21 protein-coding genes are annotated in these 20,561 nt (G+C 52.2%); 11 read left to right on the forward strand and 10 right to left on the reverse strand.

Features of this window, described 5'->3' with window-relative positions:
- Positions 1 to 11 precede the first annotated feature (11 nt).
- Positions 12 to 1,190, reverse strand: a complete 1,179-nt coding sequence (gene purT, locus ACDO57_RS03245) for a formate-dependent phosphoribosylglycinamide formyltransferase (protein WP_370883515.1) — start codon at positions 1,188 to 1,190, stop codon at positions 12 to 14.
- Positions 1,191 to 1,360: 170 nt separating this feature from the next.
- Between purT and ACDO57_RS03250 the strand changes: the two genes are divergently transcribed.
- Together ACDO57_RS03250 and ptrB are read left to right on the forward strand one after the other, a co-directional pair.
- Positions 1,361 to 2,008, forward strand: a complete 648-nt coding sequence (locus ACDO57_RS03250) for a tellurite resistance TerB family protein (RefSeq protein WP_024909700.1) — start codon at positions 1,361 to 1,363, stop codon at positions 2,006 to 2,008.
- A gap of 85 nt (positions 2,009 to 2,093) precedes the next feature.
- Entirely contained in the window at positions 2,094 to 4,154 is a 2,061-nt protein-coding gene (gene ptrB / locus ACDO57_RS03255; protein ID WP_370883516.1) for an oligopeptidase B, read from the forward strand.
- Here the strand turns inward: ptrB and exoX are convergent.
- The 3 genes from exoX to ACDO57_RS03270 form a co-directional block, all read right to left on the reverse strand.
- On the reverse strand, positions 4,151 to 4,813 hold the full coding sequence (gene exoX / locus ACDO57_RS03260; protein WP_010432611.1) for an exodeoxyribonuclease X: 663 nt from the start codon (positions 4,811 to 4,813) through the stop codon (positions 4,151 to 4,153). The genes ptrB and exoX overlap by 4 nt on opposite strands.
- Positions 4,814 to 4,837: 24 nt before the next feature.
- Positions 4,838 to 5,488, reverse strand: coding sequence for a nitrilase-related carbon-nitrogen hydrolase (locus ACDO57_RS03265; RefSeq protein WP_370883517.1), 651 nt, complete (start codon positions 5,486 to 5,488; stop codon positions 4,838 to 4,840).
- Between the two features lie 110 nt (positions 5,489 to 5,598).
- Positions 5,599 to 5,829, reverse strand: a complete 231-nt coding sequence (locus ACDO57_RS03270) for a DNA polymerase III subunit theta (RefSeq protein WP_008500465.1) — start codon at positions 5,827 to 5,829, stop codon at positions 5,599 to 5,601.
- A gap of 137 nt (positions 5,830 to 5,966) precedes the next feature.
- Between ACDO57_RS03270 and yobA the strand changes: the two genes are divergently transcribed.
- The 5 genes from yobA to cui all read left to right on the forward strand — a co-directional run bounded on the left by yobA (position 5,967) and on the right by cui (position 9,401).
- Entirely contained in the window at positions 5,967 to 6,338 is a 372-nt protein-coding gene (yobA, locus tag ACDO57_RS03275; protein ID WP_248165038.1) for a CopC domain-containing protein YobA, read from the forward strand.
- A 1-nt stretch (position 6,339) separates the two neighbouring features.
- The gene (gene copD / locus ACDO57_RS03280; protein ID WP_248165036.1) at positions 6,340 to 7,209 is read left to right on the forward strand and encodes a copper homeostasis membrane protein CopD; all 870 of its coding nucleotides are present in this window, start codon (positions 6,340 to 6,342) and stop codon (positions 7,207 to 7,209) included.
- 16 nt (positions 7,210 to 7,225) lie between these two features.
- A complete protein-coding gene (locus ACDO57_RS03285) occupies positions 7,226 to 7,564 on the forward strand; it encodes a YebY family protein (protein ID WP_024909705.1) in 339 nt (112 codons plus the stop codon).
- An 812-nt stretch (positions 7,565 to 8,376) separates the two neighbouring features.
- Positions 8,377 to 8,502, forward strand: a complete 126-nt coding sequence (locus ACDO57_RS03290; protein ID WP_265589657.1) for a hypothetical protein — start codon at positions 8,377 to 8,379, stop codon at positions 8,500 to 8,502.
- A gap of 350 nt (positions 8,503 to 8,852) precedes the next feature.
- On the forward strand, positions 8,853 to 9,401 hold the full coding sequence (cui, locus tag ACDO57_RS03295; protein WP_148770103.1) for a colicin immunity protein Cui: 549 nt from the start codon (positions 8,853 to 8,855) through the stop codon (positions 9,399 to 9,401).
- Between the two features lie 37 nt (positions 9,402 to 9,438).
- Here the strand turns inward: cui and ACDO57_RS03300 are convergent, their stop codons facing one another.
- The gene (locus ACDO57_RS03300; protein WP_280924540.1) at positions 9,439 to 10,551 is read right to left on the reverse strand and encodes a colicin-like pore-forming protein; all 1,113 of its coding nucleotides are present in this window, start codon (positions 10,549 to 10,551) and stop codon (positions 9,439 to 9,441) included.
- A gap of 187 nt (positions 10,552 to 10,738) precedes the next feature.
- Here ACDO57_RS03300 and ACDO57_RS03305 point away from each other — a divergent pair, with 187 nt between their 5' ends.
- The 3 genes from ACDO57_RS03305 to ACDO57_RS03315 all read left to right on the forward strand — a co-directional run bounded on the left by ACDO57_RS03305 (position 10,739) and on the right by ACDO57_RS03315 (position 12,408).
- Positions 10,739 to 11,158, forward strand: a complete 420-nt coding sequence (locus ACDO57_RS03305) for an Exc2 family lipoprotein (RefSeq protein WP_090419781.1) — start codon at positions 10,739 to 10,741, stop codon at positions 11,156 to 11,158.
- Between the two features lie 247 nt (positions 11,159 to 11,405).
- Positions 11,406 to 11,663, forward strand: coding sequence for a hypothetical protein (locus ACDO57_RS03310; protein ID WP_148770109.1), 258 nt, complete (start codon positions 11,406 to 11,408; stop codon positions 11,661 to 11,663).
- Between the two features lie 433 nt (positions 11,664 to 12,096).
- Positions 12,097 to 12,408 (forward strand): hypothetical protein, encoded by a 312-nt coding sequence (locus ACDO57_RS03315; RefSeq protein ID WP_024909712.1) that lies wholly within the window; start codon positions 12,097 to 12,099, stop codon positions 12,406 to 12,408.
- A gap of 540 nt (positions 12,409 to 12,948) precedes the next feature.
- On the opposite strand, the gene ACDO57_RS03320 is transcribed toward ACDO57_RS03315, so the two are convergent.
- Entirely contained in the window at positions 12,949 to 13,890 is a 942-nt protein-coding gene (locus ACDO57_RS03320; RefSeq protein ID WP_061714879.1) for a VirK/YbjX family protein, read from the reverse strand.
- A gap of 176 nt (positions 13,891 to 14,066) precedes the next feature.
- Between ACDO57_RS03320 and pphA the strand changes: the two genes are divergently transcribed.
- On the forward strand, positions 14,067 to 14,711 hold the full coding sequence (gene pphA / locus ACDO57_RS03325; RefSeq protein WP_048992214.1) for a protein-serine/threonine phosphatase: 645 nt from the start codon (positions 14,067 to 14,069) through the stop codon (positions 14,709 to 14,711).
- A gap of 34 nt (positions 14,712 to 14,745) precedes the next feature.
- On the opposite strand, the gene ACDO57_RS03330 is transcribed toward pphA, so the two are convergent.
- The 4 genes from ACDO57_RS03330 to yebS all read right to left on the reverse strand — a co-directional run bounded on the left by ACDO57_RS03330 (position 14,746) and on the right by yebS (position 20,497).
- On the reverse strand, positions 14,746 to 14,985 hold the full coding sequence (locus tag ACDO57_RS03330) for a YebV family protein (RefSeq protein ID WP_008500472.1): 240 nt from the start codon (positions 14,983 to 14,985) through the stop codon (positions 14,746 to 14,748).
- Between the two features lie 106 nt (positions 14,986 to 15,091).
- Positions 15,092 to 16,534 carry a 16S rRNA (cytosine(1407)-C(5))-methyltransferase RsmF gene (gene rsmF / locus ACDO57_RS03335; RefSeq protein ID WP_370883518.1) on the reverse strand — a complete coding sequence of 481 codons (1,443 nt, stop codon included), beginning with the start codon at positions 16,532 to 16,534 and terminating at the stop codon, positions 15,092 to 15,094.
- 77 nt (positions 16,535 to 16,611) lie between these two features.
- Positions 16,612 to 19,245 (reverse strand): PqiB family protein, encoded by a 2,634-nt coding sequence (locus ACDO57_RS03340; protein ID WP_153257554.1) that lies wholly within the window; start codon positions 19,243 to 19,245, stop codon positions 16,612 to 16,614.
- Positions 19,214 to 20,497, reverse strand: a complete 1,284-nt coding sequence (yebS, locus tag ACDO57_RS03345) for a membrane integrity lipid transport subunit YebS (RefSeq protein ID WP_024909717.1) — start codon at positions 20,495 to 20,497, stop codon at positions 19,214 to 19,216. The genes ACDO57_RS03340 and yebS overlap by 32 nt, the downstream gene beginning before the upstream one ends.
- Positions 20,498 to 20,561: the final 64 nt, after the last annotated feature.

A 20,561-nucleotide genomic window follows, 5' to 3' on the forward strand; every position in this document is an offset into this window, starting at 1 on the left:
GGCCCGTTTTTTTATCCCGTTACCTTAACGCTTGCTGCGGCTGCTTTCGCTCTCGCCACGGCGTCGTCAACGTTATCCCCGGTGGCTAATGCCACGCCAAGACGACGGGTACCGTCGATCTCCGGCTTGCCGAACAAACGTACCTGCAACCCGGCACCCACTGCCGCGTCGACGTTTTCAAACGTAACGTTCTGGCTGGTTAACTGCGGCAGGATGACCGCCGAGGCGGCCGGGCCGTACTGACGGATACCGCCGACGGGCAGGCCGAGGAAGGCGCGCACGTGCAGGGCGAACTCGGAAAGATCCTGCGAAATCAGCGTGACCATGCCGGTGTCATGCGGGCGAGGGGAGACTTCGCTGAAAATCACCTCATCACCGCATACAAACAGCTCTACGCCGAACAGGCCATAGCCGCCCAGCGCGAGGACGGTTTTACTGGCGATCGCCTGTGCACGCTCCAGCGCCAGGGCACTCATCTGCTGCGGCTGCCAGGATTCGCGGTAATCGCCATCTTCCTGACGGTGGCCAATCGGATCGCAGAAATGGACGCCGTCAACGGCGCTGACGGTCAGCAGGGTGATCTCGAAATCAAACTTCACGACGCCTTCAACGATGACGCGACCGGCGCCGGCGCGGCCACCCTGCTGGGCGTAATCCCACGCCTTATCGAGCGTGCTGCTGTCGCGAATGAAGCTCTGCCCTTTACCGGAGGAGCTCATCACCGGCTTAACGATACACGGGTAGCCAATCTCCTCTACGGCCTGCAGGAACGCGGCTTTATCGCCCGCAAAACGGTAGCTCGAGGTGGGCAATCCCAACTCTTCTGCCGCCAGGCGACGAATGCCTTCGCGGTTCATGGTCAGCTTTGCGGCTTTCGCACAGGGCACCACGCGCTGGCCTTCCTGCTCCAGGGCGATCAGCGTATCGGTGGCAATCGCTTCAATTTCCGGTACAACAAAATCGGGCTTCTCGCGCGTAATCAGTTCGCGAAGGGCATCGCCATCCAGCATGTTAATCACATAAGAACGATGGGCGACGTGCATGGCGGGTGCGTCGGCGTAACGGTCTACGGCGATGACTTCCACACCTAAACGTTGGCACTCAATGGCGACCTCTTTTCCCAGCTCGCCCGATCCCAACAGCATCACTCGCGTCGCCGCAGGTCGCAGCGCAGTTCCTAAACGAATCATAACAATCCCCCTAAAAAAGTTGCGCGCAGTATAAACGAAAACGTTTGCGTCTGTCTTGCGCAGGGATAAACGCGAGGGCAGAAATTTGCGCTTCTTTAGCCCGACCAGACATTTCCTGACGCCCGCTCGCTTACGCTGTGGAACATGTTCACCGTTAAGTGAGGGAAACCATGTCTGGCTGGTTAAATCAATTGCAATCCCTGTTAGGGCAGAAAACATCTTCTGGCGAACGGGACCTGAGCAAACTGCTGGTACCCGGGGCGCTCGGCGGGCTGGCAGGCCTACTGGTCGCGAATAAATCCTCACGCAAGCTGCTGGCAAAATATGGCACCGGCGCGCTGCTGGCCGGCGGCGGCGCTATCGCGGGCACCGTGCTGTGGAATAAGTACAAGGACCGGGTACGGACCGCGCACAGCGATGAACCGCATTATGGCGAGCACACCTCGCCGCTGGATCTGCGTACCGAACGGCTCATTCTTGCGCTGGTTTTTGCCGCGAAAAGTGACGGGCATATTGACGATAAAGAACGATCGGCGATCGAGCAGCAGCTGCGCGAAGCCGGCGTTGAAGAGAAGGGAAGAGCGCTGGTGGCGCAGGCCATCGAACAGCCGCTCGAGCCGCAGCGTCTTGCGCAAAGTGTGAAAAATGAGGAAGAGGCGCTGGAGCTCTATTTCCTCAGCTGTGCCGCCATCGATATCGATCACTTTATGGAGCGGAGCTACCTTAACGCCCTGGGCGATGCGTTAAAGATCCCTCAGGACGTGCGCGAGGGCATTGAGCGGGATATCCGCGAACAAAAACAGGCGTTACAGGGATAGCCTCCGCCGTCGCGACGCTGTTTCGCTTGCATCATGCGTGGGTTTTGCCAACCTTATAGGGTGTAAAACTTAAAAGAATGATGACATGCCACCGAAAGCCCGACGTACTCCTTATGCGATCACCACGCATGGCGATACGCGCATAGACAACTATTACTGGCTGCGGGACGATTCGCGCTCCCGGCCAGAGGTACTCGACTACCTGCACGAGGAAAACGACTATGGCCGCAAGGTCATGTCCAGCCAGCAGACGCTTCAGGACCAGCTGCTGAATGAGATGGTGCAGCGTATTCCTCAGCGTGATATCTCCGCGCCCTGGACCAAAAACGGCTATCGCTATCGCCATATTTACGAGCCCGGCAATGAGTATCCCATCTACCAGCGTCAGTCGGTATTAAGCGCCGAATGGGATGAGTGGGATATTTTGCTGGATGCCAACCAGCGCGCCGCCCACAGCGAATTTTATACCCTGGGCGGCATGTCCATTTCGCCGGATAACGCGGTGATGGCGCTGGCGGAGGATTATCTCTCCCGTCGCCAGTACGGCCTGCGTTTTCGCAATCTGGACACCGGCAACTGGTATCCGGAAATGCTGGAAAACGTCTCCCCGGATTTTGTCTGGGCGAATGATTCCGAGACGGTTTACTACGTCAAAAAGCACGCCTCGACGCTGCTGCCTTATCAGGTGTGGCGACACACCGTGGGAACGGACTCCGCTGACGACGAACTGGTCTATGAAGAGAAAGACGAAACGTTCTATGTCAGCCTGCATAAAACCTCCTCGCGCCACTATGTGATTATCTTCCTGGCCAGCGCGACGACCTCGGAAGTTCTGCTGCTGGATGCCGAACTGCCCGACGCCCAGCCGCTCTGTTTCCTGCCGCGCCGCAAGGATCACGAGTACAGCCTGGATCACTTTCAGCACAGCTTTTATTTGCGCTCTAATCGCGAGGGTAAAAACTTTGGTCTCTATAAAACCAAAGTGCGCGATGAGCGCAAATGGGAGGTGCTTATCCCCGCGCGGGATCAGGTAATGCTTGAAGGGTTCACCCTGTTTACCAACTGGCTGGTGGTGGAAGAGCGTCAGCGAGGGCTGACCAGTATCCGGCAAATCAACCGTAAAACGCGGGAAGTGGTGGGGATCGCGTTCGACGACCCGGCCTATGTGACGTGGATTGGTTTCAACCCTGAACCTGAATCCTCGCGGCTGCGCTACGGCTACTCATCGATGACCACGCCGGACACCCTGTTTGAGCTGGATATGGATACCGGGCAGCGTCAGGTGATTAAACAGACCGAGGTCAAAGGGTTTGAGTCTGAAAACTACCGCAGCGAGCACCTGTGGGTCACCGCCCGGGATGGCGTCGAGGTCCCCGTCTCGCTCGTCTATCACAAAGCCCACTTCCAGAAAGGCAAAAACCCGATCCTGGTGTACGGTTACGGCTCGTATGGCTCAAGCATGGACGCCGATTTCAGCAGCAGCCGGTTAAGCCTGCTCGATCGCGGCTTTGTTTTTGCCATCGCCCATATTCGCGGTGGCGGTGAACTGGGGCAGCACTGGTATGAAGACGGGAAATTCCTGAAAAAGAAAAATACCTTCAATGACTACCTCGACGTCTGCGATGCGCTGATTGAGCAGGGCTACGGGGATCCGCAGCTTTGCTTTGGGATGGGCGGCAGCGCGGGCGGCATGCTGATGGGGGCGGCGATCAACCAGCGTCCCGACCGCTTTAAGGGGATTGTCGCACAGGTCCCGTTTGTCGATGTGGTGACGACCATGCTCGATGAATCCATCCCACTTACGACAGGGGAGTTTGAAGAGTGGGGGAATCCGCAGGATGAGATGTACTACCGCTATATGAAAACGTACAGCCCGTACGATAACGTGGAAGCGAAAGCCTATCCCCACATGTTGGTCACCACCGGTCTGCATGATTCTCAGGTGCAATACTGGGAGCCGGCAAAATGGGTGGCAAAACTGCGGGAGCTGAAAACCGATGACAACCTGCTGCTGCTGTGTACCGATATGGACTCCGGTCACGGCGGGAAATCGGGACGATTTAAATCCTACGAAGGAGTTGCCCTGGAATATGCCTTTTTAATAGGCCTGGCGCAGGACACGCTGCCAGGCCGTGCGGAGCGTTAAGCGTCGCCCAGATAATGTTTCAGCGTTAAGCGCAGTTCCGGGCTCATTCTGTCGAGGTTGTTATACAGCCAGCGCAAATAGCCCGGGTCTTTATCCGCCACCTCGGACACCGGCTTCCCGCGATATTTCCCAAAGGTAAATGTGGTCAGAAGTGCAGGACGGCCGGTGATGGTCGCCATATCATCCGGCGTCCAGCCAGAGATATTCATAATATCTATCAGTAACGCGGCGGTTATATAGCAGTCATACAGGGCCCGGTGATGGTGAAGCCCCTCAGGCGTGCGGACGCTGAGCTTGCGGGACTTGTACAGCGCCATGTTGCTGTATTTAATTCCCGGCCAGAGGCGACGCGCCAGCTTCATGGTACAAATCCATTCCCCCGGCATTTCAGGTAACACCCGGCGGTCAAAACTGGCGTTATGCGCGACGTACCACGGGCTACCGTAGTAGTGCGGAATGATCTCTTCGATCCACGGCTTATCCGCCACCATCGATTCGGTAATGCGATGGATAGCCATCGCCTGAGGGCTGATGGGTCGGTCGGGACGCACCAGATGGCTCATTGGATTGACGATTTTACCATCAACCACGTCGACAGAAGCCACTTCCACTATTCCGCCCTGAAGATCGCAAGTTTCGGTATCGATGACGCGCAGCATTGAACACTCCTGAGCTTAAAACGCCTAGCCTAAAGGAATGATATCGCCTTGCCAACCCTCTCCGCCGAGCGTGCCGGTCAACAGCAGCTCGCCTCGATCTGCGCGGACGATCAGCTGGCCTTTTTCATCCCACAGCGCACTGCCGCCGCAGGCGTTCGCCATCAGTACCGCAATGGCATATTTATGCGCGAAGCGCTGCAGGGTACTGATGGACTGCCGCCAGCGGTGATCCTCTACGGACTGACTGCTGGTAAACAGCGACGCTCTGGGATCGAGATTGGGGGAATCGGCATGCGCATCAATAATGCTGAGCTGTTTCTCCCCCGGCACCAGGCTGGCACCGCTACCTTGCGGGTAGCGCAGGATGCGGTGACGGGCGGGCGTGAAGAGCGCGAGGCCGTTCTGGCGCTGACCGTTCCGTTCCAGGGGGAGCCCGGCAATCACGGTAATCCGGTAAAAATGCGCCGCGTCCAGCAGCGGTTCCAGCTGCGCGTCATCGGGTGGGGGAGGTAACGTCGGTGCGCCTGAGCCCGTTAATGAGAGTTCAGGGAAGACCAGCAAATCACATCGCTGCCGTGCTGCTTCGGCGATGAAGCGCAGGTGGTGCGTAACATGGTCATCCACACTCTGGTACTGACCGCCATACTGAGCTGCCGCTATATTCCAATGTGACATCGTGACTTCCTTATACACTGAGTCGCAGAGATTTAAGAATACACCTAAATTTATCAGGGTTTTCTTATCCTGCCAGATTCCGCGTAAGGAAGTGTAACGGCTCGTTAAGCTTATTTAACTTTAGGTTCGTACGGTAAACGGGAGAGGTTAACCGAGGCGAGACGGTGGGCGATGAGTCTTTCGCGAAACCAGTCGCGCAGATGGGCGGGCTGTTCCCGTTCAACGACTTCAGCCACAACAGGCATGTTGTAACGCTCTTTAAACGCGACGCCAGCGGCAGCGAGATCGACATTTACTTTATCCATCTCGTCCTGTGGAAGGGCGGCCAGATTGATCTTCATTACCTTCTCCTTTTTATGCGGCGGCAACGTTACCGCGATTGCACGACGATGACAAGCGGAGGCAGGATGTTCCTCGACTCGTTTATTATACAGCGTTATTCTTTAGCATACAGACATAACAAAAAGGAATGATTGCGATGGGTTTCTCCGCTTCCCGCGCGGTATGCGCACTGGTTTTTCTGACCTCTACAATGATGACCTCCTCCGCGCTGGCGCATGCGCATCTTAAGCAGCCGATCCCGGCAGCGGACAGCGTGGTGAGCGCTCCGCAGGCACTTACGCTGCATTTTTCAGAAGGCATCGAACCGGGATTTAGCGGTGTGGTGGTGACGGACGCGCAAAAGCAGGTCATCAAAACGGGTACCGCTACGCGAGACGAAAAGAACAAGGCGCAACTCACCGTTCCGCTGGAACAACCGCTGACGTCAGGGACGTACCAGGTAGACTGGCATGTCGTCTCTGTAGACGGTCATAAAACCAAAGGCAGCTATCACTTTAGCGTGAAATAGCATGCTGGCGCTGTGTTATATCGGGTTGCGCTTTATCCATTTCGGGGCGCTGATGCTGGTTTTTGGCAACGCGCTTTACAGCGTCTGGTTTGCGCCTTCTTCCCTCCAGCGGCTGATGTCCCGGCGTTTCCAGCTGCAGCAGAAAGTTGCTGCCTTGTTGAGCCTGGCGGCTGCACTCCTGATGTTTATGCTTCAGGGCGGACTGATGGGTAACGGCTGGGGAGATGTATTTGCTCCGCAGGTCTGGTACGGCGTATTTAGGACACAGTTTGGTGGCGTCTGGCTGTGGCAAATAATTCTTGCTGTGATGACGGTCGCTGCAGCATGGCTCGCGCCGCTGAAAGGTTCGCGGCTGCTGCTGCTCGCCATGGGCCAGCTTATCCTGCTGGCTGGGGTAGGTCACGCGGCGATGAACGACGGTCCGATGGGGGCGTTGCAGCGGCTTAACTATGCTTTTCACCTGATCTGCGCTGCAGCCTGGCTTGGCGGATTGCTGCCCCTGTTGTTCTGCATGCGTCTGGCGAAAGGGCGCTGGCAGAATGCCGCCATCTATACCATGATGCGCTTCTCGCGCGTGGGCCATTATGCCGTCGCGGGCGTGCTGCTCAGCGGAGCGATCAATACGCTCATGATACTGGGCGTCCATATACCCTGGCAGGCTGGCTACGTGCAGTTTTTGTTGTTCAAATGTGCGCTGGTGGCGTTGATGGTGGTAATTGCGCTGGCAAATCGGTATTTTCTGGTGCCACGGTTTCGTCCGGAGACCGGGCGAGCACAACAGATTTTTATCAGGATGACACAGGCAGAAGTGGTGCTGGGCGCGCTGGTACTGGCAACGGTCAGTCTGTTCGCTACCTGGGAACCCTTCTGACAAGGTTAAATATCATATGAAAAAGACAGTACTTTCTCTCATATTGCTGGCCTGCACGGGGAGCGCGCTTGCCGCACCGCAGGTTATCACCGTCAGCCGTTTTGAAGTCGGTAAGGACAAATGGGCGTTCAATCGCGAAGAGGTGATGCTGACCTGCCGTCCGGGCCATGCGCTGTATGCCATTAACCCGAGCACGCTGGTGCAATACCCGTTAAATGATACCGCAGAGCAGCAGGTAGCCAGCGGCAAGAGTAGCGGCCAGCCGATCAGCATTATTCAGATCGATGACCCGGCGCATCCGGGACAAAAGATGAGTCTGGCGCCGTTTATCGAGCGTGCCGACAAGCTCTGCTAACGTTCAGGTTTCCAATAAAAAACCGCAGATGCTTGCGAAAGCACTGCGGTTTTTCACATTTTATGATGCTCTGGCGCTTTTTTTCCGACCGCTTTAGCTGTGGACTGGAAAACCTGGCGTCGTCATCTATTCTTAAAAGGCAAGGCGACTTAGCCTGCATTAATGCCAACTTTTAGCGCACGGCTCTCTCCCAAGAGCCATTTCCCTGGACCGAATACAGGAATCGTATTCGGTCTCTTTTTATCTGTCTTATATTTCAGTCACTTACGACGCTCTGTCCGAAAATGTCCCAAAATTGTCCGAACTTCAATATCCGGCAATTCCCGTTATACCACACCGTTTTTTAAATTAACAACCAAACTCATGCAATGCTGGGAATGCTCTGCACAGACGATCTCAGAGTTTTGCAACCATGCGATCTCTCGTTTCAAGGCAAGACTGCTTATAAGGTGCGTTTACCTTAACTCGGCGATTCATGATCCTCACACTTCCAGTTGGGAGAATTGAGAACAGACGTCCTTTCGCAAATGCTACAACCCCCATGGTCTGAAAGTCGTTAATGTTAACTACTCCATCATCAATTGTTTCGAAATCAAAAATTTCAGGGTTTGTGGCAAGTAATTGAAGAACATCATTATCTATAGAGTTAAGTACCGAGGCATACGCAGATGCTGTCCCCATGTATGCGTGAGTCTGTTTTTTGCAATCATATGAACTCGAGGAAGGACCCTGCTTACACTGTTGAGTTTGTTAGCAAATGCATAAGAGGCGTAAATCTCAGGATGGTAATTTAAGACCGTAAATGAGAGAAAATGCATTTCGCCAGCCGCCCAGATGATCTGATTATTCCCTCATCGCGCCATATCTCGACCGAAATCGGCCGCACGAAAGCGAAGCTGGCTAATTTTCAGCGTCTGCAGGGGCTGGGGAATGACTGATCTACCGAAATGCCCCAATTGTGGCATGTCCTCTTCACTGAAGGTCCGAAGTCGTGGGTTGAACTGGGGGGGCGCAGAAATTAGGTGCTCTAACGGTTGTTCAAAATGGCGAGTTGGATTCTCTTTTCCGCCAGGAGGGGAGAGGGGGGCTCGAAGAGAGCTTGCAGATAACTGGCATAAGGTTGTGGAGAAAAGTTAACCCACTAATTGTATTATTTGCTTTTATGTATGAAAAAAATTCAACAACACCGACAAAATGGATCGGCTAGCAGATCTGCAATATAATTATTCTATTATTCAATCCACTGACTAAACTCAGAGGGACAAGTTCCAAACACAGGGTAGGTGATATGTCTATGAAGCAAATTAAATCAAGGGATATGACAAACATTGCGGCAAAAAGGATGTATTATATTTTTCTTGTCGGGGTTATACCTTTGCTTCTGATTTTTTTATTATATGCTAACAACCAAGGGAGCGATTTTCTAAATTATTTGTATACTTTATCTGGTAAAGTTCCTGAGCTGATTTCAGCCAGTAACCCATTATTAAGTGGTGTTATGAGTTTTTATGTTAAAATCGCTCCTTTGTTAGGTGTTTTGTTTTTTTTGATTGCGCGGAGAGAGTTAAATTTAAAAACCACTTTTTCTTTCACGAAAGGTATTTTGGCTTTTATGCTATTCACCGTGTTTTATATTGCAATTGTTTATTATTTGTTGGTGTGTAACGTGGAGTTAACTGAATCAGGACGATTTATGAGGCTTTTATCAGGGAACGATTATCTTCTTACCGTTTTTTTTGTAAGCGTATTTTATGTGTGTTATATACTCACCTGCTATTACATCAGCTATGCTTATGCAGTTTTCTTGATTTTAAAGTTAAAAATAAAGCACCGTTGAAAGCTAAGGGGCAGATAACATCTCTGCCCCTTTTAGATTAATGAGCTGGTCTGATTATTTCATTGTTGATTTTATCAACGATTTTATCGTCAATGAATGAAGCCAGATAACTGATACCGATAATTCCTGCAATTGTTAATGCAGTAATAGGAAGCCCGACGGTTGTCGCAACAAAAGATGCCAGGGCGCCAAAGATTCCCATAGCCACACCGACAGCAATGCCACTAATAACCCAGGACTCTACCTCTAGCATCAATGGACCCCAGTTTCCTGTTTCATACCCTTCAATACTCTTCTCTCGGATTTTTTCGACTTTGATCACCAGATCTGCAGTCTTAAATGCTTTGCTTAGATTGCCGAGTTTGTTTGCCATGTCACTTGCATTCAGACTTTTCCATGCGTTAACGATCGCAGTTTTATCACCTTGATTAATTTTCATCCCCGGATTGGCAATAATCTTATTCAGAGAGGTCATTGCATCATTGTAGTTACGAATTGTTTTACCTTGGAAGTTTTTAACGTTACTTGCGATGTCCCTTGACACATCTTTATATTTTTGACCCAGGTGACTACCAACTTTTTCCCCCATGTCAGCAATAATTTCACTGGCTTTTTGTAATGCTTCAATTTGATTATCTTCATCGAGCATCTTCTGGACATTTTCGCGCAAATTACCCCGGGCTGCTTTTGGTATATTTCCATCCCGCACTGCTTGTTCATATAAGTTCTTAAGCGCTTTTCGGGAAACTTTATCATTGGAGCCATAATACTTTGCCGTCCTATCCCAGGTAGATGGAGCACTCGTTGTGCTATTTCCATTTTGATTCTGGGAGTTATTACTACCAGACTGTGAACCTGAGTTACCACCATTACCACCGGAGCCTTTACCTGAATGACTGTCTACTCCGGAACTGATAGCAATTGCACCACCGGCAGAAAATACTCCAGCCGCATCACCTCTGTTAGCAGCATTCACCTGTGCACTGTTGTTTGGATCCACAGAAAATCCATTAATATTCTGTGTACGGCCACCATTCCCTCCATTTCCTGATGTACCGGAATGGCTGCCAGAACCAGAGTTACCGATGCCAGGATTTTTGCCACCACTGAACGCATTGTTGTGTGCGTTGTCGCCACCATTACCACTCATAGTTAATTCCTCTTTGACGGTTAAAAGTTAGACAATACTGTATATAAATACATTGTTATATATACAGTGGTTCGAATCCTACGCCGCTGTTTCTAACGTGTCAATGACAGATTTTGGGGTATGACTGAGAGCGGAAAATCCTGATAAGCTACTGATGGGAATATTGTTTACTGGAAAGGAGATCTTCATGAATAAATCTAACGGATTATTCGTGTGTGCGTTGTTAACATCATCTTTGATGAGCAGCGCATGCACCCCTCAAACAAGTGCAGAACGCCATGCACGCCAGTATGTATATGCTGCAGATGACGGCTTTGACCCGAATGTACGCGTTATAAAAGCCGACAGTATTAAGATGGCGGTGCCATTCTTTAAAACTTTTCATGATCTGGGAGCAAAAGACCGCTTATCAGGCATGTCTTTAGAGGACGCGAACAAGCGTGCAGATAAGTTTCGTAGCGAGGCATTTCTGAACTCCATCCAGAGTGAAACTATTTTTGCGGGCACTCGTTACGTCGACAATAAATCATGGTCGGCTAAACAGCGTAAAGCCATGAGCGATGCTATCTCTGAAGCTTACATTGATGGCTATGAAGGAAGGATGTGAGTGGTAATAACAGAAAATTTCGGTACCCGTTTCTGCATTACATTCACGAACACACCTGGTTGTGGCTCATTAACATCAACGCTTTAATTAAAGATGATTTTGTATGGTTTCTCTTGAATTAGATAATGTTGTTTAGTGCTTTTTTATTAATCGCTTACCCGCTTGTGCGGTTTTTTTGACCCAAATTCTTGACCTTCAGTTTTTAGTTGAGCTCTATAAACATACAGTTAGGTGTTAGGGGGTTATCATGGGTTTTCAATCACCTGCATTAGACCTCGCTGAGGAGATACTCACTATTACCAACCTTTGCGGTCATGAGGACAACTGCCGAACTATCGAAACATCAGCTGAGTACGTGATAATTAATATTGCCAGAAATCCGGAAATAGGTGACACCATCCTGATTGCGCTCTGCGGTAGGCTGGACTTCGCAAAAGTTCAGGGGAAGGCATTAATAACTCAGGATGGCGAGGCTATAGCGGGTGATTCAGAACATTTAAATTAATGGTGTGAAAGGTAAGTTGATTTTTGCGTATAATAAGCAATCTACTCACATTGGCTGAGGCAGAAGAATGGAAAAGTTGCAATTGAAGATTGGGTTAACTGATTTGGTTTATTCAATTACTGTTCATAGCTTTCATATTTTTTTGGATCGGCATTGGGCTTCTGTTGATAGGTGACATTGGGTTGGTGTTCAGTGGTGCATAGTCCAACATACTGACCGTATTAGGTGGCTATATGATTTTTGTAGCTTTGATAATGGAAGGTGTAAAAGCGCTTTTCAATAAGCTGGTCTGGAAGCAGTTTCTCTAAACCCATAGCCTTTAATCTATAAGACTTCTTCAGGAACAGCATAAAATAGATCTATGAGATTAGCATTCCTACATACACATTTGTTGTAGTTCTTTTAGAGTAAAGTGATGACTGGAGTCTGTGTAATGGAAGCATTTACTGAATCTGTTTATTTGGCTATTTTTAGAGAGCATGCAGCGAAGGCGGTTCAGGGTATGGAGAGACATGGCTGTTACTGGTTTACGGGTATCAGGCCATCATATGGGATTGTTGTTGAGTTGCTGGAAGATGCTGGGTATTCAGTGATAACTTTCAACCCGCCGCCTGTATACGAGTTCGCAATATATCTCTCTGATAGTTATCCATCTCAAGTTGAGCTGGAGAGAATCGCAATGTATCGACAGTCACTACGAGACAAGGGCGTATCAGAGGATAAATTACCCGTTTCATTAGCATAGCCCCCTACGGGCGGTTTTTATTGTAATATCGCTAACAAGAAAATGAAATGACAGTAAACACAGCTACGCTATGAAATATCCAGGTGTTATCTCACTATGCCTTCAGGCACTCAACGAGTTAAATCATAAGGTTGAAAATTTACAATCAGGAAGCCGCAACCCGTAGTATGCAGGAACGGGGGCGGCTGGTAAATTTGATATGAATCGATTCGAAATACGTCCGAATTTGTCCGGAATTTTAAGTAACTATATGATTTTTAGTGCCTGAAAACGCATCACCAGATGTATGCTTTTAAATCTGGTTGATGCGTATGTGTTTGATATACCGCAGAAATATAAATTGCAGGTATAAACAGGAATCGCATTCGGTCTGTTTATCTGTATGAAAGTAAACGAGTAATCCCAATAGTTCTTTCTCATACAGCGCGCTCGTCCTGTTCGACTGCTTAAAACATAACGCAACACAGCATGCGGAAGTCCAGCCCTTTTTGCCTGTTTTGTTAAATTTTCGTGTGCAATCAGTAAAAGCCAGAACCGTGTTTAAAAGCGGGATTTAACGGATGCCTCAATTTCATCAAGCAGTTCAAAGCGACGGCGGTATTCGGCACGCTTTTTACTGGCGATCTCCTCAAGGGATTTGCGCTCCATCTGCAATGGCAACTGCCAACTGAAGGTTGAACGTTTTTGACCGTCGATAGAGGCCCAAAACTCATCGTAGCTGGCGTGGAAATGGCGACCTTTACTCAGACGATAACGCAGTGCACGGAAGATATGACCTTCATCGCTGACCGCATAAATGGCTTTGATGCCGGAAAGTGTGGCCAATTGGAAAAGCACTTCCATCAACACGCGTTTCGGGAAGAGACCATGGCAGGCTCGGGTTGCCTGTTTGATCACATCACGGGATACGCTGCGTCGCGGGCCCTGAAGACCGCCAATCACCAGAACATATTCTCCGTTTTCGCGAGCAACGCAAAATGTCACACTGGCAAGCAGGGTATTTTCGTTATCACGCAGCCACAGCGTACATTCGCCCTCACGCTCTGCTTTACTGGCATTCATGGCGTTGACGTTATAGCTCACGCCATCTTTGGCATGAAACTCAACAATGGATTGCTCTTGTGGTCCGGTTAAGGCCTTGACCAGGCCGACGTCTTTCAGAGAGTCAATCCACTGATAATGGCTGACGATGGCATCGGCACGCGCATTGGCGTTCATGCCACGCATCAGATACTGGCGATGTGTTTTGCTCGGCAGGGTGATCTGCGAAGCCAGTAACTGATCAAAATCGTCGCGGCGAGCCAGCGCATCGAGCATGCGATGCGTAGAAGACCAGAACAGCAATGAACGTAACAGAAATTTAAGACGGTACTCGCGTTTTTGCCAGATAGGGCCTGGAACGAGTTTGCCTTTCACCAGTTCGGAAATGATATGGGTACGATGCGATTGTGGCGCATCGTTTTGCAGGCGCGTATTTGACACGGGAAAACCTCAAAGTTTATGCAATGCATATTTTAGGGGGCATGCAAAAGAGTATTAATACTGGTGAAACATTTATTTATCCTTAGTTTACTGTTTGTTTAGCTTCATGAAAAGCGCTCCTGTGCAGCGTCCCTACACATAAGTCAACTGTAACTATACTTCCTATGGGAGGGCTTATGTATCAGCGAATTGAAGGTGGGATGTGGCGTCACGTCTGGGTTGTCAGCGATATACACGGCTGTTATCAGTGGCTTATGGATGAGCTTAAACGCCGTCATTTTAACCCGTATGAGGATTTGCTTATTTCTGTCGGGGATATCATCGATCGTGGCCCTGATAGCGTGAAATGCCTGCAGTTAATACATGAAAAATGGTTTCGTGCCGTGCGGGGCAACCACGAGCAAATGGCGCTCGACAGTCTGGATAATAACGATTTTTCGCTCTGGACGATAAATGGTGGAATGTGGTTTGCGCAACTTGAACGGGACCAGCAACAGCTTGCGCTGTCGTTGCTCAATGCCTGTCGCGATTTACCGCATATCATCGAGATAACCTGTGCGAACGGTCTGAATGTGATAGCCCATGCGGATTATCCGGCTGCGGAATACCAATGGCAAAAACCGGTCAGCGCCCAGCGCGTCTTATGGAACCGCGACAGGTTGATGGGATTTATGGTGGGCAAAGGGCAGGGCATCAGCGGCGCGGATCATTTCTGGTTTGGACATACGCCCCTCGACAGAAGGTATGATTTTAATAATCTCCACTACATTGATACGGGGGCTGTTTTCGACGGTTACTTTACGCTGGCGCAGCTGCAGTAATAAATAACCCGCCTTCGGGCGGGTTCTCTTTAGGTCAGGCAAGACGCATGACCCAGGCATCGGTTTTACTATCGTAATGCTCGCGGTAAAGGACAGAGTGTTCGCCATCAAGTATTGCCGGGACGCTGGTATCTGCATCCCATGCATCGAGCTGCATGCACAAATCCGGGTCGGATTTGCAGGGAATACTTAACGTTCGATCGCCTTGTGCTTCGCCGCGCAGCTCTGCGTCGTCGATCTCAAAAGCGCCAATACGCACGCTGGTTTTCGTCATAATGCTCTCCGGGTCGGTTGTCAAAATCTGGTATGACCAGTGCAGTCACCCATTTTTGATCGTAGACAAGGAGAGCAAAATCGCCAGTAAAAAAATGCGCTTTTTTTCAGGCAGTGCGATCGTTACCGGTAAACAGCCGACCATCCCGAACCAACTCGCGCGGATAGCTGTTTTTCAGCCTTGAGCCGACTTTTTTTGCCAGCCCCAGCGGGTATCCCTGATACGTCACTATCACTTCATCGCCTGATGGCGCGCTGTCCGGATAGACATCGCGTCCACGGTACCACTCTTCCGCTTCCTGATGCGTCAGGGCAAAGGTATTCTCGCGTCCGGCAAGGGCGATAACGGCCTCATGCTGCCAGCGATACCCTTTGTTATGCACTTCCGCCAGGCGGATCCCGATTCGCGAAAAACGGACCTTTCCGATGAGCGGCTCGATCTGTGCCGGGAACAGCCATATCTCTTTATCACGCATCCAGAGATGCAGGCTCTCATCCCAGACCAGCCCAACCTTTTTGGCGGCGGCTTCAAGCTGTGCTGCATCGCGACCTTTAAGAGGGGCAAACGGGAAGTTGCCGACCTTGAATTTAGGTGCGGGCAGGGGAGCAACCGCCTGCGTTTTACGCAGACGCGCCACAAAGAACCCTTCACAGTCGTAAATCTGCGGGAACACGTGAAGGAAACCCTCGGGGGTGACCGCCTCTTGTGCCGAGGCAAACAGATCGTTAAGCGGCAGAAACTCGACTGCATCCGAATAGTTCGCTTTCAACCACAGACAGACGTCTTCGTTTTCATCGCGGTTAAGGGTGCACGTTGAATAGACCAGCGTGCCGCCAGGGCGCAAAGCGTGAAATGCGCTCTCGATCAGCTCTCGCTGCGTGGCGGCGATCTCCAGGTTGCTTTCCACGGACCAGTTCTTTAACGCATCGGGATCTTTGCGCACCACCCCTTCGCCGGAGCAGGGGGCGTCCAGCAGAATGGCATCGAAGGCTTCCGGTAGGGCGGCGCCAAACACGCGTCCGTCGAAGTGCGTCAGTGCAACATTATGAATACCGCAGCGGCTGATGTTGGCATGCAGCACCTTCACGCGGCTGGCGGAAAACTCGTTAGCAAGGATCGCCCCCTGGTTACCCATCCGGGCGGCAATTTGCGTGGTTTTTGAGCCGGGCGCCGCGGCAACATCCATCACGCGCTCAGGCGAATTGCCATCGGTAAACAGGGCGGCAACAGGCAGCATCGAGCTGGCTTCCTGAATATAGAACAGGCCGCTCAGATGTTCAGCGGTGCTGCCCAGCGGGAGTGAGGCTTCGTCATCGCGCTCGATCCAGAACCCCTCAGCACACCACGGTACCGGCGTAAGCTGCCAGCCGTACGGCGAGACCAGTGCCAGAAAATCATCGACGCTGATTTTCAACGTGTTGACGCGAATACTTCGGCGTAACGGACGCTGGCAGGCGGCGATAAAATCGTCTAACGACAGGTGAGAAGGAAGCGCCTCGCGCATCTGCGCCAGGAATTGTTCAGGAAGAAATACGGAGTTTTGAGCCACGGGCACACCACAGGGAAAAGTTCAGGTGCGCAGTGTAACATAAAGGCTCCGGTGCGTTGACACCGGAGCCTTGCTGTTTAACGTGGCAGGGCGGTTCCCCATTCGCGCCACTCTTTCGGTTCGCTTTCGAGCAGCAGGAAGTGTTTACCTGGCTGCGCTTTCGGCGCCAGCGGCGTTCCCGGCGGCGTGGCAAACGCGATACCGCCGCGAATGAACTGGTTGAAGGTGCCGGTTTTCACCACGCCACCCGTCAGGCCGAAGTCCAGCGAGTAGCCGGATGCCAGCCAGAATACCGAGTTATTTCGAACCAGGTGCTGGTAGCGTTCGCTGATGCGTAACGCCACCATCACGCGATCGGAGAGTGTACCGAGCGTCAGGCCCGTGACCGTACCCACCTCAATGCCGCGGAACAGTACCGGCGTGCCGATGTTCAGCGAGCCTGCTTCCGGCACTTCCACCACGATGCTCAGGCCGCCAAGGTAGCGTGAGTCGGTGATCGTGGCTTCCTGCAGCTCGAAATCGCGACGGGCATTGCCCTGGCCGGGCTCAACGTTGATGTACGGCTGCAAAATGGTGTCGAGATGCTCAACGCCCGCGGCCGAGATCTGCGGCGTGACCACCGAGAAGCGCGAGCCCGTGCGGGCGAAGGTCTGCACATATTCCGGGTAAAGCACGGCGGTGGCCTGCACCTCGTTACGTGAGGTAATCAGCGTCAGCTTCTGGATCTGCCCGATATCAATACCCAGATAGCGAATTGGCATGCCTTCCGCCAGCTTACCGGCATCAAACGCGTGCAGGGTAATCTGCCCGCCTACTGCACGTGCGGCGGTTTCGGACGGGAAGAGAATACGCTTATCACCTTTGCGCAGATTCGCACCCGCGCCGCTGAGATTATCGAAGCTAATCGCCCCGCGCAGCGCGCGTGAGAGCGGGGAGGCCTGCACGGTCAGCCCGTTACCGTTAAGCTGAACTTTCGCGCCGCCTTCGGCCCAGAAGACGCTGTTTGGCGTCAGCAGCTTGCGGTACTCCGGCTTGATGTGCAGTTCGATATCAAAGGCGTCCGCACGCGGGCGAACGGTGATCACTTCCCCGACTTCAAACTTGCGATACAGCACCACGGATCCCGCCTGTACGTCCGGCAGCGTTTCGGCGCTTAGCGTCAGCGTGGTGGTAGGAAGATCGCTCAGACTGTTTTCAATCGCTTTCTCGAGGTTGGCATACAGCGGATAGCTGTCGCGCACGGGGCCTTTATCGCCAGGCAAAATACGGATGCCGCCGTTAACCCATTCGCTGGCGCTGGCGCCGAGGAACTCCACGCCGTCCAGACCCACCTTCACATCGACGCGACTGTTCACCACGAATTTGCTGTCACCGTGCACCAGGTCGCTGTATTGCGGATCGATGGCGACCGAGAACGTCACGCCATCCGCGGAGAGCTTACGCTCCAGCACCTGACCGACCTGCACGCCGTGTAAAATTAGCGGCTGCCCGGCTTCGATACCGTAACTTTCTGGCGCATTCAGCGTGACGGTTACCACACCCGGTTTTTGCAGCAGGGCTTTATCCGCCGGGGCAATCACGAAGCTATTGCTGGGTTCACCTTCACCGGGGATGAGCTCAAACGTATTGCCGGTCAACAGCGTGCTGAGGCTGGCATCGTTCAGAGAGAGCTTTGGACTGCGCATTTCGATGCGCGTTTTCTCGCGCAGGAGATCGACCACGCTCGGGTCGACCGTCATTTCGCCGGTGACTGAGCCGCCCGGGTTGAGCGTCATTTTGGTGAGCTGACCAACCTGCAATCCCTGATACATCAGCGGCGTTGAGCCCGCTTTTAGCCCTTTAGCATCGGGCAGGGCGAGTTTGACGATCACGCCGCGCTGGCTGTGCGCCAGGTCAGCATACAATCCAAATGAGTCATCAGCGGTGGCAGGGCTTGAGTTTTCCGGGGAGTCAAAGGCAATAGCGCCATTCACCAGCGCGGCCAGACTCTCCAGCTTCACTTTCGCACCGCTCAGGCTGAGATCCGCATCCACGCCGGAGACGTTCCAGAAGCGGCTGCCTTTTTTCACCAGATTGGTGAAGCGACGCTCGATCAGCACGTCGATGGTGACGCCCTGTTTATTCGGGTTAATCGCGTAGTCGTACACGCGGCCAACCGGGATTTTGCGGAAATAGACCAGTGAGCCACTGTTCAGAGAACCGAGATCCGGCGCCTGCAGATGGATCATCAAATCGCCGTTATTGAGGCGGTACTTAGGCTGCGTATCCAGAGCAACAAAGTGATCCTGCGGCTCGCCTTTACCCGGCATCATGCCAATATAGTTACCGCCCACGAGCGCATCCAGCCCGGACACGCCGGCCAGAGAGGCTTTAGGCGTCACCAGCCAGAACTGCGTTTCGCTGCGCAGGGCATCCTGCATATCAGATTTAATACTGACCCGCACCTGAATCTTGTTCAGCCCTTTTCCAAGGGAGATGTCCTGAACCGTACCTACTTCAACCCCCTGGAAGCGAACGGGCGTTCGCCCGGCGACGATGCCGTCCGCGGTCTGGAAATCAATGGTGACCGTACTCCCGCGATCTTCATAGCTCGTCCAGATAAGCCAGCCTGCAATCATCAGGGCGATGACGGGCAGCAACCAGAATGGCGAAATGCGGCGTTTTGTTTTAATTCTCGCTTCAGTCGGCGAAGCGGGGGTTTCCTGACTCATGTGCATCCCAAAGTAAGCGGCTATCCAGCCATTCCACAGCAAGAATAGTCAATATCACCGCAGAGCCGAAATAAAAAGCCGCGGGTCCCATTGTAAAAGCAAGTAGCTGGTCGCGATTGATGAGCGACATCATCAGCGAAATCACGAACAGATCTAACATTGACCAGCGGCCAATCCAGGTGACGAACCGCAGAAGCAGAATGCGTGTTCGTAAGCCTTGTTCACATTTAAAGTGAATGCTGATGAGCAGGGTAAACATCACCACCACTTTGGTAAAGGGAACCAGGATACTGGCAATAAAGACGATCGCCGCCACCCCGACGTTACTGTGTGCAAGGGAGATAATCCCGGAGAGGATAGTATCCTCCTGACGCCCGCCATTCACGTAAATGATAGAAATCGGCAGCATATTGGCTGGGATCAGAAACACCAGGGAGGCGATCAGCGCGGCCCAGCATTTTTGCAGGCTATTGTTGCGGCGCAGTCTCAGCGGAATGTGGCACCGCGGGCAGCGTCCACGCGCGTCGGGTAAGCCGGTATAGTGGCATCCCAGACAGACGCGCAGATTTTCATCGGGGCGTGTAGCGGGGCGCTGAGGGTAAAACCGTTCCCAGAGCTGCTCAACGTTCAGGTGAATCAGCGTCATGATGCTTAGCAATACCAGGCAGATGAAAGCAAAGAGCCCGATGCCGGGCTGCAAAAAGGCGTAGTCCTGTACCTTTATTGACGCAACGCCCACGCCCACCAGATAAATATCCAGCATCACCCACTCTTTGAGCTTATCCAGCATCAGCAGCACCGGGCGAAGGTTCATGCCGAGGATATTGCCAAACCAAAGATAGGCAATGGCGGCAACCAGCACCAGCGGCGCGCCAACGGTGCAGAACAGCACCATGGCGGCGGTGATGGGATCGCCCTGACGGGTCATCTGCCAGATACCCTGCAGCACGTTGGCGTCAATGCGCACGCCAAGCAGGTAGAGTTTCAGCAGCGGTTCGCTCCAGGCGAAGGGCATCAGCAGCAGCATGGTGACGGCCATGGCGGCGAGACGGGTTAACGACCAGTCTCGGCCATCGCGAATTTTGGCGTCGCAGCGGGGACAGAAGGCACTTTGGTGCGATTTCATCTTCGGCAACATAAAAAGCGTATCGCACTGGGGGCAACGCTGATAATGTGCACGTGGCAAAGCTTCGCTTACCGTATGGACAGTTATCTTTCTTGTCGGCGTAATTTTGGTTGTTTTTAAGGCCATCAGCTGCGCACAAATAAGTATTGTTGAAAGTTATAATAACTCATGAACGGATTCATCTTGAGCA

The organism is Enterobacter cloacae complex sp. 2015409 (genome assembly GCF_041365315.1).
Lineage (GTDB): Bacteria > Pseudomonadota > Gammaproteobacteria > Enterobacterales > Enterobacteriaceae > Enterobacter > Enterobacter pseudoroggenkampii.

Coding starts and splice junctions, on each gene's coding strand:
- yobA (WP_248165038.1), top strand. CDS start 5,967: ATGGGTTTCTCCGCTTCCCGCGCGGTATGCGCACTGGTTTTTCTGACC.
- ACDO57_RS03300 (WP_280924540.1), bottom strand. CDS start 10,551: ATGAGTGGTAATGGTGGCGACAACGCACACAACAATGCGTTCAGTGGT.
- exoX (WP_010432611.1), bottom strand. CDS start 4,813: ATGCTGCGCGTCATCGATACCGAAACTTGCGATCTTCAGGGCGGAATA.
- pphA (WP_048992214.1), top strand. CDS start 14,067: ATGTATCAGCGAATTGAAGGTGGGATGTGGCGTCACGTCTGGGTTGTC.
- copD (WP_248165036.1), top strand. CDS start 6,340: ATGCTGGCGCTGTGTTATATCGGGTTGCGCTTTATCCATTTCGGGGCG.
- ACDO57_RS03340 (WP_153257554.1), bottom strand. CDS start 19,245: ATGAGTCAGGAAACCCCCGCTTCGCCGACTGAAGCGAGAATTAAAACA.
- ACDO57_RS03290 (WP_265589657.1), top strand. CDS start 8,377: ATGCATTTCGCCAGCCGCCCAGATGATCTGATTATTCCCTCATCGCGC.
- ACDO57_RS03250 (WP_024909700.1), top strand. CDS start 1,361: ATGTCTGGCTGGTTAAATCAATTGCAATCCCTGTTAGGGCAGAAAACA.
- ACDO57_RS03285 (WP_024909705.1), top strand. CDS start 7,226: ATGAAAAAGACAGTACTTTCTCTCATATTGCTGGCCTGCACGGGGAGC.
- ACDO57_RS03330 (WP_008500472.1), bottom strand. CDS start 14,985: ATGACGAAAACCAGCGTGCGTATTGGCGCTTTTGAGATCGACGACGCA.
- purT (WP_370883515.1), bottom strand. CDS start 1,190: ATGATTCGTTTAGGAACTGCGCTGCGACCTGCGGCGACGCGAGTGATG.
- cui (WP_148770103.1), top strand. CDS start 8,853: ATGTCTATGAAGCAAATTAAATCAAGGGATATGACAAACATTGCGGCA.
- ACDO57_RS03305 (WP_090419781.1), top strand. CDS start 10,739: ATGAATAAATCTAACGGATTATTCGTGTGTGCGTTGTTAACATCATCT.
- ACDO57_RS03315 (WP_024909712.1), top strand. CDS start 12,097: ATGGAAGCATTTACTGAATCTGTTTATTTGGCTATTTTTAGAGAGCAT.
- ACDO57_RS03310 (WP_148770109.1), top strand. CDS start 11,406: ATGGGTTTTCAATCACCTGCATTAGACCTCGCTGAGGAGATACTCACT.
- yebS (WP_024909717.1), bottom strand. CDS start 20,497: ATGGCCTTAAAAACAACCAAAATTACGCCGACAAGAAAGATAACTGTC.
- ptrB (WP_370883516.1), top strand. CDS start 2,094: ATGCCACCGAAAGCCCGACGTACTCCTTATGCGATCACCACGCATGGC.
- ACDO57_RS03265 (WP_370883517.1), bottom strand. CDS start 5,488: ATGTCACATTGGAATATAGCGGCAGCTCAGTATGGCGGTCAGTACCAG.
- ACDO57_RS03270 (WP_008500465.1), bottom strand. CDS start 5,829: ATGAAGATCAATCTGGCCGCCCTTCCACAGGACGAGATGGATAAAGTA.